The organism is Bradyrhizobium sp. IC4059, from assembly GCF_020193615.1.
Classification (GTDB): Bacteria; Pseudomonadota; Alphaproteobacteria; order Rhizobiales; family Xanthobacteraceae; genus Bradyrhizobium; species Bradyrhizobium yuanmingense.
The window spans coordinates 57,557-73,748 of sequence record NZ_JADYVH010000011.1; the positions used below are offsets into that span (position 1 = coordinate 57,557).

15 protein-coding genes and 1 other RNA gene are annotated in these 16,192 nt (G+C 64.4%); 10 read left to right on the forward strand and 6 right to left on the reverse strand.

The features are described 5' to 3' along the window. Position 1 precedes the first annotated feature (1 nt). The 4 genes from I6F12_RS28960 to I6F12_RS28975 all read right to left on the reverse strand — a co-directional run bounded on the left by I6F12_RS28960 (position 2) and on the right by I6F12_RS28975 (position 4,373). Positions 2–796 (reverse strand): thymidylate synthase, encoded by a 795-nt coding sequence (locus tag I6F12_RS28960; RefSeq protein WP_225157775.1) that lies wholly within the window; start codon positions 794–796, stop codon positions 2–4. 174 nt (positions 797–970) lie between these two features. Then, the gene (locus tag I6F12_RS28965; protein WP_036006574.1) at positions 971–1,951 is read right to left on the reverse strand and encodes a tripartite tricarboxylate transporter substrate binding protein BugD; all 981 of its coding nucleotides are present in this window, start codon (positions 1,949–1,951) and stop codon (positions 971–973) included. Between the two features lie 138 nt (positions 1,952–2,089). Then, a complete protein-coding gene (locus tag I6F12_RS28970) occupies positions 2,090–3,604 on the reverse strand; it encodes a tripartite tricarboxylate transporter permease (protein ID WP_036006571.1) in 1,515 nt (504 codons plus the stop codon). Between the two features lie 7 nt (positions 3,605–3,611). After that, complete coding sequence (locus tag I6F12_RS28975) at positions 3,612–4,373, reverse strand: tripartite tricarboxylate transporter TctB family protein (RefSeq protein WP_036024976.1); 762 nt, start codon at positions 4,371–4,373, stop codon at positions 3,612–3,614. Between the two features lie 637 nt (positions 4,374–5,010). Here I6F12_RS28975 and ssrA point away from each other — a divergent pair. From ssrA to I6F12_RS29025, 10 genes are all read left to right on the forward strand, one after another. After that, positions 5,011–5,377: a transfer-messenger RNA gene (ssrA, locus tag I6F12_RS28980) on the forward strand. A 116-nt stretch (positions 5,378–5,493) separates the two neighbouring features. Next, on the forward strand, positions 5,494–6,012 hold the full coding sequence (locus I6F12_RS28985) for a ClpXP protease specificity-enhancing factor SspB (RefSeq protein ID WP_036006568.1): 519 nt from the start codon (positions 5,494–5,496) through the stop codon (positions 6,010–6,012). A gap of 88 nt (positions 6,013–6,100) precedes the next feature. Continuing rightward, positions 6,101–7,534, forward strand: coding sequence for a class II fumarate hydratase (fumC, locus tag I6F12_RS28990; protein ID WP_057026499.1), 1,434 nt, complete (start codon positions 6,101–6,103; stop codon positions 7,532–7,534). 275 nt (positions 7,535–7,809) lie between these two features. Then, the gene (locus I6F12_RS28995) at positions 7,810–7,998 is read left to right on the forward strand and encodes a DUF4169 family protein (RefSeq protein ID WP_036006566.1); all 189 of its coding nucleotides are present in this window, start codon (positions 7,810–7,812) and stop codon (positions 7,996–7,998) included. Continuing rightward, positions 7,995–8,246 carry a ribbon-helix-helix domain-containing protein gene (locus I6F12_RS29000; protein ID WP_025038043.1) on the forward strand — a complete coding sequence of 84 codons (252 nt, stop codon included), beginning with the start codon at positions 7,995–7,997 and terminating at the stop codon, positions 8,244–8,246. The genes I6F12_RS28995 and I6F12_RS29000 overlap by 4 nt, the downstream gene beginning before the upstream one ends. Before the next feature lie 115 nt (positions 8,247–8,361). Continuing rightward, on the forward strand, positions 8,362–8,637 hold the full coding sequence (locus I6F12_RS29005; protein WP_036006563.1) for a FeoA family protein: 276 nt from the start codon (positions 8,362–8,364) through the stop codon (positions 8,635–8,637). Between the two features lie 36 nt (positions 8,638–8,673). Next, on the forward strand, positions 8,674–10,545 hold the full coding sequence (locus I6F12_RS29010) for a ferrous iron transporter B (RefSeq protein WP_225157776.1): 1,872 nt from the start codon (positions 8,674–8,676) through the stop codon (positions 10,543–10,545). A 197-nt stretch (positions 10,546–10,742) separates the two neighbouring features. Continuing rightward, positions 10,743–11,240: a GNAT family N-acetyltransferase gene (locus tag I6F12_RS29015; protein ID WP_225157844.1), complete on the forward strand. Its 498-nt coding sequence runs from the start codon at positions 10,743–10,745 to the stop codon at positions 11,238–11,240. 231 nt (positions 11,241–11,471) lie between these two features. Then, the gene (locus tag I6F12_RS29020) at positions 11,472–12,986 is read left to right on the forward strand and encodes an ATPase domain-containing protein (RefSeq protein WP_225114693.1); all 1,515 of its coding nucleotides are present in this window, start codon (positions 11,472–11,474) and stop codon (positions 12,984–12,986) included. Further along, a complete protein-coding gene (locus I6F12_RS29025; protein ID WP_036006556.1) occupies positions 12,983–14,689 on the forward strand; it encodes an ATP-binding protein in 1,707 nt (568 codons plus the stop codon). The genes I6F12_RS29020 and I6F12_RS29025 overlap by 4 nt, the downstream gene beginning before the upstream one ends. 51 nt (positions 14,690–14,740) lie before the next feature. Here the strand turns inward: I6F12_RS29025 and I6F12_RS29030 are convergent, their stop codons facing one another. Together I6F12_RS29030 and I6F12_RS29035 are read right to left on the reverse strand one after the other, a co-directional pair. After that, the gene (locus I6F12_RS29030; RefSeq protein ID WP_225143065.1) at positions 14,741–14,983 is read right to left on the reverse strand and encodes a hypothetical protein; all 243 of its coding nucleotides are present in this window, start codon (positions 14,981–14,983) and stop codon (positions 14,741–14,743) included. A gap of 31 nt (positions 14,984–15,014) precedes the next feature. Then, positions 15,015–16,133, reverse strand: a complete 1,119-nt coding sequence (locus tag I6F12_RS29035; protein ID WP_036037435.1) for a DUF2336 domain-containing protein — start codon at positions 16,131–16,133, stop codon at positions 15,015–15,017. Positions 16,134–16,192 lie beyond the last annotated feature (59 nt).

Below are 16,192 nucleotides of genomic sequence, written 5' to 3' on the forward strand. Positions count from 1 at the left end.
GCTAGACCGCCACTTCCGCCTTGATGTGCGGATGCGGATCGTAGCCGACGAGCTCGAAGTCTTCGTAGCGGAAGGAGAAGATATCCTTCACGTCAGGATTGATCCGCATCACCGGTAGCGCGCGCGGCGCGCGGCTGAGCTGCAGCCTCGCCTGCTCCAGATGGTTGGAATAGAGATGAGTGTCGCCGAGCGAGTGCACGAAGTCGCCGGGCTTCAGGCCTGTGACCTGCGCGACCATCATGGTGAGCAGCGCGTAAGAGGCGATGTTGAAGGGCACGCCGAGAAACACGTCGGCCGACCGCTGATAGAGTTGGCAGGACAGCTTGCCGTTCGCGACATAGAACTGGAACAGCAGGTGGCAGGGCGGCAGCGCCATCTTCTCGACGTCGGCCGGATTCCAGGCGGTAACGATCAGGCGGCGGGAATCAGGCGTGCGCTTGATCATGTCGACGACATTGGCGATCTGGTCGATGCTGCGTCCGTCGGCCGTGGGCCAGGAGCGCCATTGATGGCCGTAGACCGGGCCGAGATCGCCATTGGCGTCCGCCCACTCGTCCCAGATGGTGACGCCGTTGTCGCGCAGATATTTGATGTTGGTGTCGCCCTTCAGGAACCAGAGCAGTTCATGCACGATCGCCTTTAGCGGCAGCCGCTTGGTCGTCAGCATCGGGAAGCCGGCCGACAAATTGAAGCGCATCTGATGGCCGAACACCGACAGCGTGCCGGTGCCGGTCCGGTCGGTCTTCTCGGCGCCGTCGGAAAGAATCCGCTCGAGCAGGTCCTGATACTGGTGCATGTTGCGACTGAGCCTTTGGGGAGGCGGCGAACTTAGCAACACCCCCAGCGCTACGACAGCGGCGATTCGCTGTCGCCGTCGATTATACCCGGAAAAGTGAGTGTTCCCGGCACAAACGGCAAGGGGCGGAACTCAGCGTTCCGCCCCGTCGCCTAGCGCCTTGATCGCCTTCGCTTAATTCGCCGGCTTGAGCACCGGGCTCCACTTCGCGATCTCGCTCTTGACGAGGGTCGCCAGCGCCTCCTGGGTTCGGTCCTTCGGCGCGGGGATGACGCTGCCGAGCTCGAGCAGGCGCTTCTTCACCGTCTCGTCGTCGAGCGCCTTGACGGCGGCGGCGTTCACGCTTGCCACGATCGCGGGCGAGGTTCCCTTGGGCGCGAACATCGCGTTCCAGGCCTGAGCCTGGAATGCCGGCAGGCCGGCTTCCGCCGTGGTCGGCACGTTCGGCAGCGACGGGTTTCGTTCGGCCGTGGCGATCGCATAGGCCTTGATGGTGCCGGCATTGATCTGCGGGACGGCGTTGACGATCTGGTCGCACATGTAGTCGACCTGACCCGCCACCAGCGCGTTCATCGCAGGTCCCGTGCCGTTGAACGGCACGCCGACGGGCTTGATGTCGAGGATGGAGTGGAGGAGTTCGCACGAGACGTGCGAAACCGAACCGACGCCTGCATGCGCGGCATTCACCTTCTCGGCATTCGCCTTCACATAGGTGACGAACTCCTTGAGATCCTTCGGCGGAAAGTCCTTGCGCGCCAGGATCAAGATCGGCGTGCCGGCCAGCAATGCGATCGGCTCGAAGTCCTTCTCGGGGTGATAGGCCAGCTTCGGATAGAGCGGCACGGAGGCGGCATGCGTGCCCATATGCCCGGTGATCAGCGTATAGCCATCGTTGGCCGCACGCGCGGCACGCGTCGTGGCGGTGGTGCCGCCGGCACCGACCACGTTCTCGATGATGATGCTCTGCCCCAGCGTTTGCGCCATGTGCCCGGTGACGATGCGTGAGATCACGTCAGTCGGCCCGCCGGCTGCGAACGGGACGATCACGGTAATGTTGCGCGTCGGATAGGTCTGCGCCTCAGCCGTTGCGATGAAGGCGCCCAGCGATGCTATCGCTGCTGCACATGCGCCTGTAAGCGCGCGAATGAACGTCATGGCGATCCTCCCTTTGGACACAATAAAATGCCGGCCCAAAGGCCGGCATTTCCATTTCACAAAGCCGTAACACAAGTCGATTCGACTTCCGAATGCGGCGCGCCGACGCAGGACCGAGCCGACTCGGCGCGCACGACCTCAGTTCTCGGACTCGGTGAACACCTCGTCGCGCTTGGCGCGCAATACAGGTAGCACCGTAAGGACGAGCAGGCTTGCCGCGACCGCAAGCAGCACCGCCGACAACGGGCGCGTCAGGAACACGCTCCAGTCGCCACGCGAGATCAGCAGCGCCCGGCGCAGGTTCTCCTCCATCAGCGGTCCTAGCACCATGCCGAGCAGCAACGGCGCCGGCTCGAAATCGTGCTTGATCAGCCAATACCCGACGAGACCGAAGACGCCCGCGAGGATGACGTCGACCGGCGCGTTGTTCACCGAATAGATGCCGATCGCGCAGAAGATCACGATCGAGGGGAACATCAGCCGATAGGGCACGCGCAACAGCCGCACCCAGATTCCGACCAACGGCAGGTTGATGATGATCAGCATCAGATTGCCGATCCACATCGAAGCGATCATGCCCCAGACCAGATCCGGCTGCTTCTGCATCACCTGCGGACCGGGCACGATGCCGTGGATGGTCATCGCGCCCACCATCAGCGCCATCACAGCGTTCGGCGGGATGCCGAGGGTGAGCAGCGGAATGAACGAGGTCTGTGCCGCGGCATTGTTGGCACTCTCCGGCCCCGCCACGCCCTCGATCGCGCCGCGGCCGAACCGGGACGGGGTCTTTGAGAGCTTCTTCTCGAGCGTGTAGGCCGCGAAGGACGCGATCACCGCGCCGCCGCCGGGCAGGATGCCGAGGATCGAGCCGAGCACGGTGCCGCGCAGGATCGGCGGCGTCGCATCGCCGAGGTCCTTCCTGGTGGGCATCAGTCCGGTGATCTTCTGCTGCACCAGATCGCGGTTCATCTCGGCGCCGTGGTCGAGGTTGCGGATGATCTCGGCAAAGCCGAATACGCCCATCGCCACGGTCGCAAAGCCGAGACCGTCGGCGAGCTCGGGAATGTTAAAGGCCATGCGCGAGGCGCCGGTCTCGATGTCCGAACCGACCATTGAGAGCAGCAGTCCGAACACGATCATCGCAATCGCCTTCAGCACCGAGCCCTTGGCCAGCACCACCGCGAAGATCAGGCCGAGCACCATCAGCGAGAAATATTCGGCCGGGCCGAACGCCAGCGCGAGTTTCGTCAGCGGTGCGCCGAGCAGGGCGATCAGGATGGTCGCAACGCAGCCGGCGAAGAACGAGCCGATCGCGGCGATCGCGAGCGCCGGACCGGCGCGGCCCTGCTTGGCCATCTGGTGACCGTCGATGGCGGTCACGACCGATGTCGCCTCACCGGGTATGTTGACCAGGATCGACGTGGTCGAGCCGCCATATTGCGCGCCGTAATAGATGCCGGCGAGCATGATCAGCGCGCCGACCGGCGGCAGCCCGAAAGTGATCGGCAGCAGCATCGCGACGGTGGCGATGGTGCCGATGCCAGGGAGAACGCCGACCAGCGTTCCGACCAGGGCGCCGATCAGGCACATCAACAGGTTGATCGGGGTGAACGCGACGGCGAAGCCGTGAGCAAGATTGGCAAAGATATCCATCACGCCCTCACTGGATCAGGAAACGCGGATACATCGGCATCGGCAGCCCGAGCACATAGGGAAACAGGATTGCGCAGCCGACCGTCAGGCAGGCGCCGACGATCACCGCTTCCAGCCAGCGCGTCTCGTGCGAGCCCGTCGCCGCGATCATGAAGCTCGAGAAGGCCGTGACAACGAGACCGAGGGACCGGATCGACAGGGCGAAGAACAGGATCGCCGCCACCACGAACAGCGGCCCGCGCCAGGAATAATGCGCAAGCGCCGGTCCCGCCGTGATCAGGCCGGTCAAGGCGATGCCGGCAGACAGGGCAACCAGCAGTCCGCCGAACATACGTGGCGCAGTGCCCGCACCGAAGGAGAAGCCACGCATGCCCTGCAAATCGCTCGATGCCCACAGCGCAAACAGGGCAACGGCCATCAGCACGACGCCGCCGACATAATCTTGCGCCGAGCGGATGGTCATAAACAGCGTGAGGATCGCCACCGCAAACAGCGGATAGGAATAGATCAGCGCCAGCAGCACCTCGGACGACATCTTCTTGGCGCCGCCGCCGAATGATCCGAAGAGGGCGCTCGGCGCGCCGGCCAGCAGCGCCGTCGCATGACCGGTGACGACCGCCGCCGGACCGCGGCCGGTCCCCCAGCCGAAAATCGTCCCGATCGACCAGATCAATTCGAAAATCTGCGGCGCAATCGCCAGCAGACAAAAACCGAGCGCCACCCGGGTGTTTCGGGTGGCCGTCGCTGAGTGGCCCATCGTGTCGGCCATGCCTGTCTCCTCCGCGACCTGTAAGTCACGAGCACTGTTGTTCTAAATCGGCTGGAACTGGATACCCGCCCGGATCACTGCCTAGCGATTTTCATCAGACAATGCCAGCAAAACCCAACACGCCGCGGCAAGCAAAAGCCAGAGGGGATTGATGCGCGAGATGGACGCGACCACTGCAACCATCGCGGTCAGACGCAGTGCAGCAATTGCTGGACGGCCCGATTAACGTCACGATAAGCGTTCGGACCTGGCAAGTCCTGCGAGGTCGAACCGGTGTCCTGGTCGGCCTCTGGTGCTTCGCCTCAACCGCGGTGCAGTGGGTCTCGCGCACTGCCGGCGCAGCGGCGACGGCGAAGAGCGAGATCGGGCCGAAGTGGAGATCAGCGCCTAGTCGGCTTGCGGCTCGTCACGCTGCTACTTTCCGCCGCAGGAAATTGAACGTCGCTGAGACTGACATTGTCCGTTCGCTGGAGCAGCAGCGTCATCATGCGCATGGCCGCAACGATCGGGACTGCCGGGCAGGAGATGCGCAAGGATTCGGCACATCGGGCTGGCGACCTCTGGCAAAGGCCAGAGCCGCGATAGGCCCGGCACTCCGAAGCCTATCCAAAGGGAACCGCGGGATCGCGCCTCCAACCCTCTGTTTTTCGAAAGCTTTGCCCCCTATATTGGGGGTGCCGGTTCGCCGGCTATGGAAATAAACGGTCGTCGCAATAAACCATTCGGACCCGGGGGCGGTACCCGGCGCCTCCACCAAAGCCCACCATCGGGCGTGCCCGAAGCTGGGCTTTGGCGGGGGCGAAATAGGATCGACGAGGGCGTAAAGGGCGTACTTTTTCCCGGTATTGTTCCGCCGTTATCGGGCTACTGCAATAGTTGCCAACGACAACTTTGCTCCGGTTGCTCAGGCTGCGTAACGCAGTTTGAAAGACCACTCTAAAGTCCTAGCGGGTTAAGCTCCGCTAGGCGGGGTTCGGAGGCACCTGGCAACAGAAGCCTCCACTTTACTCTTTGATTCTTCCCCGGCGGGGACTCCTGCTCGCCCGTCAGGCGCGGTACTATTGCGGCTTGGCGAGTCGGATCGGCAGGGGTCCGGCTGCTTGGATGCAACAGGACCACCATGGCGACCGATCATATCCGATACGATGTGCTGGCCCGCGATGCGTTGCGCGGCGTGCTGCGGAAGGTGCTGACCGATGCCGCAGCCCATGGCCTGCCGGGCGAGCATCATTTCTTCATCACCTTCGTGTCCAAGGCCGAAGGCGTGAAGCTCTCGCCGCGGCTGCTCGCACAATATCCGGAGGAGATGACGATCATCCTCCAGCACCAGTTCTGGGACCTGACCGTGCTCGAGGACCGTTTCGAGGTCGGCCTGTCCTTTGGCGGCATTCCGGAGCGGCTGGTGGTGCCGTTCAGTGCCATCAAGAGCTTCCTCGATCCGTCCGTGAAGTTCGGCCTCCAGTTCGACACCTCCGACGTCGCCGAGGTCGCGCCGGACAATCTGCCGGCAGCACCCGCGCCATCGGCCGTATCGGTCCCGGCACCTGCCGCGGAGAAGCCGGAAGCTGCCGACGAGTCGCCGCCGCCGAGCCAGGGCGGCGCCGAGGTCGTGCGGCTCGATCGTTTCCGCAAGAAATGATCTAGGTTGGGCGCAGAGCCATCGCGCCCGGCCAACTGTCTATATAGAAGAGCACATGAACAGGCCGCGCGGCGTTTCGCGCGGCAGAATGGATGTGCTCATGGCCAAAGCGTCCCGCTCGAAGACTGCCCGCCCCGCAACCCGCACCGAGACCGACAGCTTCGGTCCCATCGAGGTCGCCGCCGACCGCTATTGGGGGGCGCAGACCGAGCGCTCGCGCCAGAATTTCCGCATCGGCACCGACCGCATGCCGATCTCACTCGTGCATGCACTCGGCATGGTCAAGCTCGCCGCCGCGCAGTCCAATCTCGAGCTCGGCCTGCTCGATCGGCGCCGTGCCAACGCCATCATCCGCGCTGCGCGCGAGGTGATCGAAGGCAGACTTGACGACCATTTTCCGCTTGTCGTGTGGCAGACCGGCTCGGGCACCCAGAGCAACATGAACCTCAACGAGGTGATTGCCAACCGCGCCAACGAGCTGCTCGGCGGCGAGCTCGGCGCCAAGAAGCCGGTGCATCCCAACGATCACGTCAACATGAGCCAGTCGTCGAACGACTCCTTCCCGACCGCGATGCACATCGCGGCGGCAAGCCGCATCAATGCCGATCTCGTCCCTGCCCTCGGCGAGCTGCTGCGCGCTTTGCGCAAGAAGGAGAGGGAGTTTTCGAAGATCGTGAAGATCGGCCGCACCCATACCCAGGATGCGACGCCGCTGACGCTCGGTCAGGAATTCTCCGGCTACGCCGCGCAGGTCGAAAGCGGCATCGCCCGGCTCAAGATCGCGGTGAAGGACCTCTATCCGCTAGCGCAGGGCGGCACAGCCGTCGGCACCGGTCTCAACTCGAAGCCGCGCTTTGCCAAGCTGTTCGCAAAGCACGTTGCCGGGATTACGAAGCTCCCCTTCACCAGCGCCGCCAACAAATTCGAGGCGCTGGCCTCGAACGATGCCTATGTGCTGGCGCACGGCGCCATCAATTCGGTCGCGACCGGCCTGTTCAAGATCGCCAATGACATCCGCCTGCTCGGCTCCGGCCCGCGCTCGGGCCTCGGCGAATTGATCCTGCCGGAGAACGAGCCCGGCTCCTCGATCATGCCGGGCAAGGTCAACCCGACCCAGTGCGAGGCGATGACCATGGTGTGCTGCCAGGTCTTCGGCAATCACACCGCGATCACGGTCGCCGGCAGCCAGGGTCATTTCGAGCTCAACGTCTACAAGCCGGTGCTGGCCTACAACATGCTGCATTCGATCCGCCTGATGGCGGATGCCGCGCGCTCCTTCACCGAACATTGCGTCAGCGGCATCCGCGCCGACGAGAAGCGCATCAAGGAGCTGATGCAGCGCTCGCTGATGCTGGTGACGGCGCTGGCTCCGAAGATCGGCTACGACAACGCCGCCAAGGTGGCCAAGACGGCGCACGCCAACGGCACCACGCTGAAGGAGGAGGCGCTGCGGCTCGGCTTCGTATCGGCCGACGAGTTCGACCGCCTGGTGCGCGCTGAGAAGATGATCAGCCCGGGATGATTCCGAATTCCGATAGCCATCCGTAATGATACGGACGCTCGGCGCCCAAAAATATGCGGTTTTGGGGGCGGGATTTGATTACCGTCAATGTTGCGGCGGGGCGGCGTGTTACGCAGCTCCACTGCCCTCGACGGGGCGAAATTCATCGTTTGATGGCCCAAGGGCCGATTGACGAGGACGAGCGAATGGCGATCAAGTCTTCTGCGGCGCAATGTGGCGCCCTGTTTCTGAATGTTTCATCCTGCCTGAAGAGGAGCGGATGATGGAGACGCGGCATGGGGAACGTCATCAACCTGAATCGTTTCAGGAAGCGCGTCGAGCGGGAAGCCTCGGCGAAGCAGGCGGACGCCAACCGGGCGAAGTTCGGGCGCACGAAGGCGGAACGGTCGTCCGAGGCGAAGCGGGCGGACCAGGCCAAGGAGAATCTGGACCAGCACCGGATCGATCGCGAGGAGCAGCCATGAAGTCGCCGGTCGTGAAACGATCGATCGTCGTCGCCGGCCACAAGACCAGCGTCAGCCTGGAAGAGGCGTTCTGGAACGGCATGAAAGAGATTTCCGGCCTGCGCAACATGACGTTGTCCGAGCTGGTCGGCGAGATCGACAACAACCGCCAGCAGGGCAATCTGTCGTCGGCGATCCGTCTGTTCGTCCTGGACTACTTCAAGAGCCGCGCCATGGCCGCCCAGCCGGACAAGGTCCCGGCCCAGTAGCCGTCGGGGGCGCCCGCGACGGCGCCCCGGCCTCTGCACTTTAAAATCGCTCTAAGGTGCAGCTTCGGCGCGCGGGCACGCTTGACCTCAATGCCCGGCGTTGAAAATACAGGGCATGACCGACACCACTGATACGCGTTCGCACATGCCGCTGGGTCTGGCCCAGCGCGGCTATACCGGCGTCATCCAACACCTTGCCGCCAAAGAGGCTGGCTCGGCGCTTTCGGACGTCGAGCTCGAGAGCCGCCTGATCGAACTCGGCTTCGTCGAGGGCGCCCGGGTCGAGATCCTGCATGAGGGGTTGGTCGGGCGCGATCCGATCGCGGTGCGGGTCGACAGCACCACGATCGCGGTCCGCCGTCGCGAAGCCATGGCCATCATCGTCGCCTGACGCGCGACCACAATCTGCCCCCAGGCCCTTGATCCCATGGAAGCACCGCTGCTGCATCTCGCCCTGGTCGGCACGCCCAACAGCGGCAAGACCTCGCTGTTCAACGCGCTGACCGGCAGCCGGCAGAAGGTCGCGAACTATCCCGGCGTCACGGTCGAGCGCAAGGAAGGCTTCTTCGTCACCCCGCTCGGCCGCCAGGTCTCCGTGGTCGACCTGCCCGGCACCTATTCGCTGCGCGGCCGCAGCCCGGACGAGGAGATCACCCGCGACTTCGTGCTCGGCAAGGCCTCCGGCGAGACCCTGCCCGATCTCGTGCTGTGCGTCGCCGATTCCACCAATCTGCGCCTGACCATCCGCCTGCTGCTGGAGCTGAAGCGCACCGGGCGGCCGATGATCCTCGTGCTCAACATGTTCGACATCGCAAGCCGCCGCGGCATCACGGTCGACGTCGAGCGGCTCGCCAAGGAGCTCGGCGTGCCCGTGGTCACCTCGATCGCGGTGCGCAAGGGCGGCACGGCCGACCTGCTCAAGCTGACCGACGAGATTTCCGCAGCGCTCGCCGCCGAACCGGTTGAGAACAGCTGGCGCGCGCTCGGCGTCTCCGAGCTGCGCGCCACCCAACGCGAGGCCGACCGCATCATCGCCGACTGCGTCAGCCTGCCTGCTCGTCCCGACACCTGGACCGCACGGATCGACGCGATCGTGCTGCATCCGGTCGGCGGGCTGATCGTGCTGGCGCTGATCCTGTTCGTGATGTTCCAGGCGGTGTTCGCCTGGGCGCAGCCGGCGATGGAGCTGCTGAAGTCCGGCTTCGACTCGCTCGGCGAGCTGGTGCAGGCCACCCTGCCCGACGGCTTGCTGCAAAGCTTCCTGCAGAACGGCGTGATCTCCGGCGTCGGCAGCGTCATCGTGTTCCTGCCGCAGATCATCCTCATCTTCCTGTTCATCCTGCTCCTGGAAGATTTCGGCTACATGGCGCGCGCGGCGTTCCTGATGGACCGCATCATGGGCGGCGCCGGCCTGCACGGCCGCGCCTTCATTCCGCTGTTGTCGAGCTTTGCCTGCGCCATTCCCGGCATCATGGCGACGCGCGTCATCGACAACAAGCGCGACCGGCTGACCACGATCCTGATCGCGCCGCTGATGACCTGCTCGGCGCGCATCCCGGTCTACACGCTGATCATCTCCGCGTTCATCCCGGCCAAGGACGTCTGGGGCTTCATCAATCTGCAGGGCCTCGTCATGTTCGGCCTCTATGCCGCCGGCATCGTCAGCGCGCTGGTGGTCTCGTTCGTGATCAAGTTCTTCATGCTGCGCGACTTTGTGCCGGCGCCGTTCATGTTGGAGCTGCCGGACTACAAGATGCCGCGGCTGAAATCCATCGTGATCGGCATCTACACCCGCGCCAAGATGTTCTTGCAGCGCGCCGGCACCACGATCTTCTCGATGATGGTGCTGATCTGGTTCCTGGCCTCCTTCCCGCAGCCGCCCGCGGGCGCGACCGGGCCGGCCATCGAGTTCAGCCTGGCGGCGATGATCGGCAAGGCGCTCGAGCCCCTGCTCGCCCCCGTCGGCTTCAACTGGCAGATCGCGGTGGCGTTGATCCCGGGCATGGCGGCGCGCGAGGTCGCGGTCGCGGCGCTCGGCACCGTCTATGCGATCGAGGGCGGCAACGAAGCGGTCGAGCAGATCGGCCAGGTGCTGGCGACAAAATGGTCGCTCGCCACCGCGCTGTCGATGCTGGCCTGGTACATCTTCGCCCCGCAATGCGCCTCCACGCTCGCCGTGATCCGGCGCGAGACCGGCAGCTGGGCCTGGATGGGCGCCACCTTCGCCTACATGCTGGTGCTGGCCTATGCGGCGAGCCTCGTGACGTACAACGTCGCCGTCGCGCTGGGGGCGGGGTAGCCCTTCCAAAACGAAACTGCGAAAACAACCCCATGCACAGTAGACCGGGGGTCGTGAAATCAATGAGTTACGCGCAAGGCAACGATCCGGCCGTCGCCCGTTGACCCGTCGGGCAAAACAGGGGCATGATGTCACGATCAGCCCGCAGCGATAGCAGCATGAACGACGACACGCCTCGGAAGCGGCGATCTGTCGCCGTGGACCATTTCACCACCGACCGCCTGACCGCCGAACGGTTGCGCGAGGATCACCTCGCCGACCTCGTCGCGCTGCATCGCGACGCCGAGGTCTCCCGCTATCTCGGCGGGGTGCGGACGCCCGAGGTCACGAGGGCTTATCTCGCAACCAACATGGCCCATTGGGACCAGCACGGCTTCGGACTCTGGACGCTGCGAACGAAGGACGGGGCCTTCGCCGGACGGGCGGGCATTCGGCACATTCTCGTGGACGATGTCGACGAGGTCGAAATCGCCTACGCGTTCAAGCGCGACTTCTGGGGCCAAGGATTTGCCAGCGAGATCGCGACCGCGCTGACGGACATCGGGCTGTCACAGCTCGCACTGCCGTCTCTCATCGGCATTGTGTATGTCGGGAACGGTGCATCGCGGCGCGTGCTGGAGAAGTCGAACTACCAGCTCGAGCGAAGCACGAACCGTCACGGCGAGGACGTCGTGATCTACCGCATCCGGCACTGAGGGCAGCAACGGGATGGACCGCGAGCGGACCGTTTGTGTTCATTTTTGAACCGACACCATCCACGGGTCGGCACAGTCTGAGCGGCAACGAACCGGTCGCCGGACCGCCAGTCGGGCGGGAACTCATGCCCGGCCTAGGAGTTCCTTAGACGGACCTTTTCAGTCAAATCCGGCTCCCGGCATGCGCCTGGAGCGCATGGAGCTTTGGGAAGATACGCGTAAGGGGGGTTCATGACCGGTCAATCCTCCGCTGCCCCAGGCAGCGACTTCAAGGATTTGCCGCGGGTGTCAACCGGCAGCGAAGGGCTGGACGACATCCTTGGCGGCGGCCTCGATGCCAACCGGATGTATCTCTACGAAGGCCGGCCGGGCACAGGCAAGACTACGATTGCGCTCCAATTCCTTCTTCGGGGCGTGCGCGACGGCGAACGCGTTCTCTACGTTTCGCTCTCCGAGACCAAGAGCGAGCTCACAGTGGTGGCACAGCGGCACGGCTGGTCGCTGGACGGCGTCGATATCTTCGAGCTCGTTCCGCCGGAAACGACGCTTGATCCCGAGCGGGAGCTGACGGTTTTTCATCCCGCCGAGATGGAGCTGAGCGAGACCACAGGTCTGATCTTCAAGGAAGTCGAACGGATCAATCCCACCCGCGTGGTGCTCGACAGCCTGTCCGAATTGCGCCTGCTGGCGCAGAACCCGCTTCGCTACAGGCGCCAGGTTCTGGCCCTGAAGCACTTCTTCACCAATCGCAACTGCACCGTGGTTCTGCTCGACGATCTGTCATCCTCCCAGGATGATCTGCAACTGCATTCGATCGCGCACGGCGTGGTGATGCTCGAGCAACTGGCCATCGATTACGGTGCCGAGCGGCGGCGGCTTCGCGTGATCAAGATGCGCGGCATCCGTTTCCGGGGCGGCTTCCACGACTTTACCATCACGCAAGGGGGGCTGCGGATCTTTCCCCGGCTCGTCGCAGCCGAACATCACAGATTATTCGATGGTGAGATGGTGACCAGCGGCAACCCCGAGCTCGACCAGCTCCTGGGAGGGGGGCTCGAGCGCGGCACCAACGCTCTTCTCCTCGGCGCGGCCGGCGTCGGCAAGTCGTCAGTTGCGCTAACTTACGCCATCGCGGCGGCGGAACGCGGCGAGCACGCCGTATTCTTCGCCTTCGATGAAGGACGCGGAACGGTTGAGGCACGCGCCAAAGCGCTCGGGCTGCCGCTGGACAAACATCTCGCGTCCGGAAATATCCGCTTTCAGCAGATCGATCCCGCCGAATTGTCGCCGGGTGAGTTCGCGGCAACGCTCCGCCGGAGCGTCGAGGTCGACAATGCCCGCATCATCGTCATCGACAGCCTGAACGGCTATCTGAACGCGATGCCGGATGAACGCTTCCTCGTTCTGCAGATGCATGAACTGCTCAGCTATCTGGCCCAGCAGGGCGTGCTCACCATCCTCATTCTCGCCCAGCATGGGCTTGTCGGTCCCATGGATACGCCGCTCGACCTCAGCTATTTGAGCGATGCAGTGGTGATGCTGCGTTATTTCGAGTTCGCCGGAACGGTTCGGCGCGCCTTGTCGGTCGTCAAGAAGCGAAGCGGCGGCCACGAGCATGGCATCCGCGAATTCCGACTCGGTAGCAACGGAATCAAGCTCGGCCCGCCACTTCATGAGTTCAGCGGCATCTTTTCCGGCAATCCCCGCTATACCGGCACGGCCCTCCCGGAAGGGCCGCTCGAATGAGCGCGCAGCGCGATCACCGCGTTCTCGTCTTCGCCCCGGTGGGCCGCGACGGGCCGGCATCGGCCGAACTTTTGCGCAACGCGAACCTCGAGGCGGTCAATTGCCGGGACTTGGCCGAACTCGTCACCGAAATGACGGCAGGCGTCGGCACGGTGTTTCTTGCCGAGGAAGGATTGTTCGGCAAGGACACCGCGGCGCTGGCGCAGTGGATCGCCGGCCAGCCGCCGTGGTCCGATCTGCCCTTCGTCGTTCTCACCAGTCACCGGGAGCGGCCCGCGGTCGTCGCGTGGCGACGCAGTATCGTCGAGCTTCTCCGCAACGTGTCGCTGCTCGAGCGGCCGGTTCAGCCGATCACGCTGACCAGCGCCATCCAATCGGCGATGCGGGCACGCCGGCGCCAATATGAAATCCGGGCCTTGCTGGAAGCGCGCGAACAGACGGCGCAGGAGCTCGAGAAGCTCGTGATCGAGCGGACCCGGGCGCTGGAAGAAGCCAACGAGCAGCTTCGGCTCGAGATGAAGGAGCGCGCCCGGGTCGAGGAAACGCTTCGGCAGGCCCAGAAGATCGAGGCCATCGGCCAGCTCACCGGTGGTGTCGCCCACGACTTCAACAATCTGCTGATGGTGATTTCCGGCGGGCTCGACATGCTCGACCGCCAGACGGATCCGAACCGCCGTCGCCGCCTGATGGATGGGATGATCCAGGCCGCGCAGCGCGGTGCCAGCTTGACCAAGCAGCTTCTGGCATTTTCTCGGCGGCAGAAGCTGCGGCCGCAGCCCGTCGACGTCGCCGCGCAGATCGGCGGAATGCGCGAACTGCTCGATCGCAGCCTGAGAGGCGACGTCCACGTCGAGTTCGACTTTCCGGAGCAGCTTTGGCCGGTCGAGGTCGACCCCGGCGAGCTCGAGCTGGTCATTCTCAACCTGGCCGTCAACGCCCGCGATGCCATGCCCCACGGCGGCACGATCATCGTGCGCGGAGAAAACCTGCCCGATCTCAAGGACGATCAGATCTCCGGCGACTACGTCCGGCTATCCGTGATCGATACCGGCATCGGTATGCCTCCGGAGATTCTCTCGCGCGTCTTCGAGCCGTTCTTCACGACCAAGGACGTCGGCAAAGGGTCCGGGCTTGGGCTCGCGCAGGTCCATGGATTTGCGACGCAGTCGCAAGGCACGGTGCGCATTCAATCGGAGGTCGGCCGCGGCACGAGCATCGAGCTGTACCTGCCGCGATCGTTCGATGCTCCGTCGAGCCCGCGACATCTCGTCGATCTCACCAGGGCGAGGCCCAAGAAGAGCAATCAGGGCCGGATCCTGCTGGTGGAAGACGATGACGAGGTTGCCGCGCTGGTCAGCGAGATGCTGGGCCAGCTCGGCTACGACGTCACGCGCGCCTCCAGCGCCGCGGCAGCGCTTGGTGCCCTGGCGGATGGCCGTCCCATCGATCTGATCTTCTCCGACATCATGATGCCGGGCGGCATGAACGGGGTCGAGCTTGCGCGCGAGATCAGGACAAGACGAAGCGACATACCGATATTGCTGACCAGCGGTTACGCCGAAGCCTCGGTCCATGAAGCGGAAAGCGCTGGTATCGAGATCCTGCCCAAGCCCTATCACATCGATGAGCTGGCTGCAGCCTTGGCCGCGGCGAAGTCAAGTCTTCGGCGCGATGCAGGCGCCAAACGCTCCAACTCGTGCTGAGAGTCCCTCCGGACTTCGCTGCGCTCAACTCCGAGCGCGATCTCCGGAGCCTTACCGGAAATATCCCAGCACGAGATCGACGTCGGCGCTGCGGGCCGCCGTGCCGTTCAGCTCGGCGTCGATAACGCGGCGGCAGGCGTCCACCGCGGCGTGGTCGCCGAGGTCGTTGGCGGCTTCCAGCACGAGCCAGGCGGCGTCCACCGAGGCCTTGTCCGAAGCTGCGCCGCCGAGATCGGTGGCGCCGGCATTGGCGAGATTCTTCTTGCGAACGGCGGTGCCGAATTGAGGTAACATTGCAGGTACTCCCCTCTCCTCAGTGGACCTGTCAGTGGACTTGAAGTTCGGGCTGACGGCCCGCATCGGCACCCGCGCCGGTCTTGCGCGACTGGTAGAACTTCAGAATGCTGCGCGACGTCTCGATCTTGAGCCGGCCGTACTCGCGCTCGTTGTCCTGGAGCTCGCGCGCCGTGATCAGATGATCCTTGGCGCCGAGGAACAACAGCGACATCGTCGTGTCCCAGGAGAAGTCGAGCGCCTTGCACAGCACCAGGATCATCTCGCGGTTGCGGTCCATCAGCGCGCGCTCGATCACGTCGACCGGCAGCGCCGACAGCAGCGACAGGCCGATCTGCACCTCGTCGAAGCGATGCTGGCGGGCATAGTTCGAGATCGAGTCCTGGTTGAGATTGCCCTGGCGATACTGCGTCGTGACAACGCGCTTGGCGACGAAATAGCTGCGCGAGGACGGGCCGAACTTGGACTGGAGATCGCCGGTGACCTCGGTGACCGAGCTCTGGATCTGCGACATCATCTCGGGCCGCTCGGTCTCGAGGCGGCGGCGGACGTCTTCGGAGGCTTTCGCGATCAGCTGCTGGAAGATGTGGCGCGGCACGTCCTTGCGCAGGCCGAGCTGCTCGGCAAGGATCGAATCGCCCTCGGCGCGGCGGACCATGTGCAAGAGACCCGAGCCGGAGAAGCGCGCGCCCTCGTTCTTGGCGACCGAAGTCACGACCTCCTGGTTGCCGCGCTTGACCAGCACGTCGGTCACGGCTTCGCCGATCGACTGGCGCTGCGAGATCGCCAGCAGATGCGCCTGGCCCTTGGTCATGGCGCTCTGGACCAGCATCTTCTCGTCGATGCGGTTGGAATCGCGTAGCACGGGACCGGCAACCGCGATCTCGTCGTCGAGGGCGAGCCTTTCGATGACGTTGAGCGGGGCGTGATCGCAGGCCGACATCACTTCGGAGAGCTGCGCGCGCGCTGCCACCTCGATCTCGTCGGCGAGCCGGCCGATCACCTCGCCGAACATGCTGATCTCGTCGTCGCTGTAGCGGCCGGTGATCAGGATGTCGGTCGCATGCCACAATGCACGCGCCCGGCTTTCGTCGGTGCCGCGCGCGATCGCGTCGTCCAGATCCTGCAGAAGCGATTTCGCCCCGTTCATCTCGATCACCCCAGTTCTTGGCAGCCCTTGGCGAGCCGTCCCGCCGCTCGCGGCGCGAC

Bases quoted from the DNA above. Each gene is read 5' to 3' on its own strand.
- I6F12_RS29030 (WP_225143065.1), bottom strand. From the start codon at position 14,983: ATGTTACCTCAATTCGGCACCGCCGTTCGCAAGAAGAATCTCGCCAAT.
- fumC (WP_057026499.1), top strand. From the start codon at position 6,101: ATGGATGTGCTCATGGCCAAAGCGTCCCGCTCGAAGACTGCCCGCCCC.
- I6F12_RS29000 (WP_025038043.1), top strand. From the start codon at position 7,995: ATGAAGTCGCCGGTCGTGAAACGATCGATCGTCGTCGCCGGCCACAAG.
- I6F12_RS29005 (WP_036006563.1), top strand. From the start codon at position 8,362: ATGACCGACACCACTGATACGCGTTCGCACATGCCGCTGGGTCTGGCC.
- I6F12_RS29010 (WP_225157776.1), top strand. From the start codon at position 8,674: ATGGAAGCACCGCTGCTGCATCTCGCCCTGGTCGGCACGCCCAACAGC.
- I6F12_RS29025 (WP_036006556.1), top strand. From the start codon at position 12,983: ATGAGCGCGCAGCGCGATCACCGCGTTCTCGTCTTCGCCCCGGTGGGC.
- I6F12_RS29035 (WP_036037435.1), bottom strand. From the start codon at position 16,133: ATGAACGGGGCGAAATCGCTTCTGCAGGATCTGGACGACGCGATCGCG.
- I6F12_RS29020 (WP_225114693.1), top strand. From the start codon at position 11,472: ATGACCGGTCAATCCTCCGCTGCCCCAGGCAGCGACTTCAAGGATTTG.
- I6F12_RS28970 (WP_036006571.1), bottom strand. From the start codon at position 3,604: ATGGATATCTTTGCCAATCTTGCTCACGGCTTCGCCGTCGCGTTCACC.
- I6F12_RS28995 (WP_036006566.1), top strand. From the start codon at position 7,810: ATGGGGAACGTCATCAACCTGAATCGTTTCAGGAAGCGCGTCGAGCGG.
- I6F12_RS28985 (WP_036006568.1), top strand. From the start codon at position 5,494: ATGGCGACCGATCATATCCGATACGATGTGCTGGCCCGCGATGCGTTG.
- I6F12_RS28965 (WP_036006574.1), bottom strand. From the start codon at position 1,951: ATGACGTTCATTCGCGCGCTTACAGGCGCATGTGCAGCAGCGATAGCA.
- I6F12_RS28975 (WP_036024976.1), bottom strand. From the start codon at position 4,373: ATGGCCGACACGATGGGCCACTCAGCGACGGCCACCCGAAACACCCGG.
- I6F12_RS28960 (WP_225157775.1), bottom strand. From the start codon at position 796: ATGCACCAGTATCAGGACCTGCTCGAGCGGATTCTTTCCGACGGCGCC.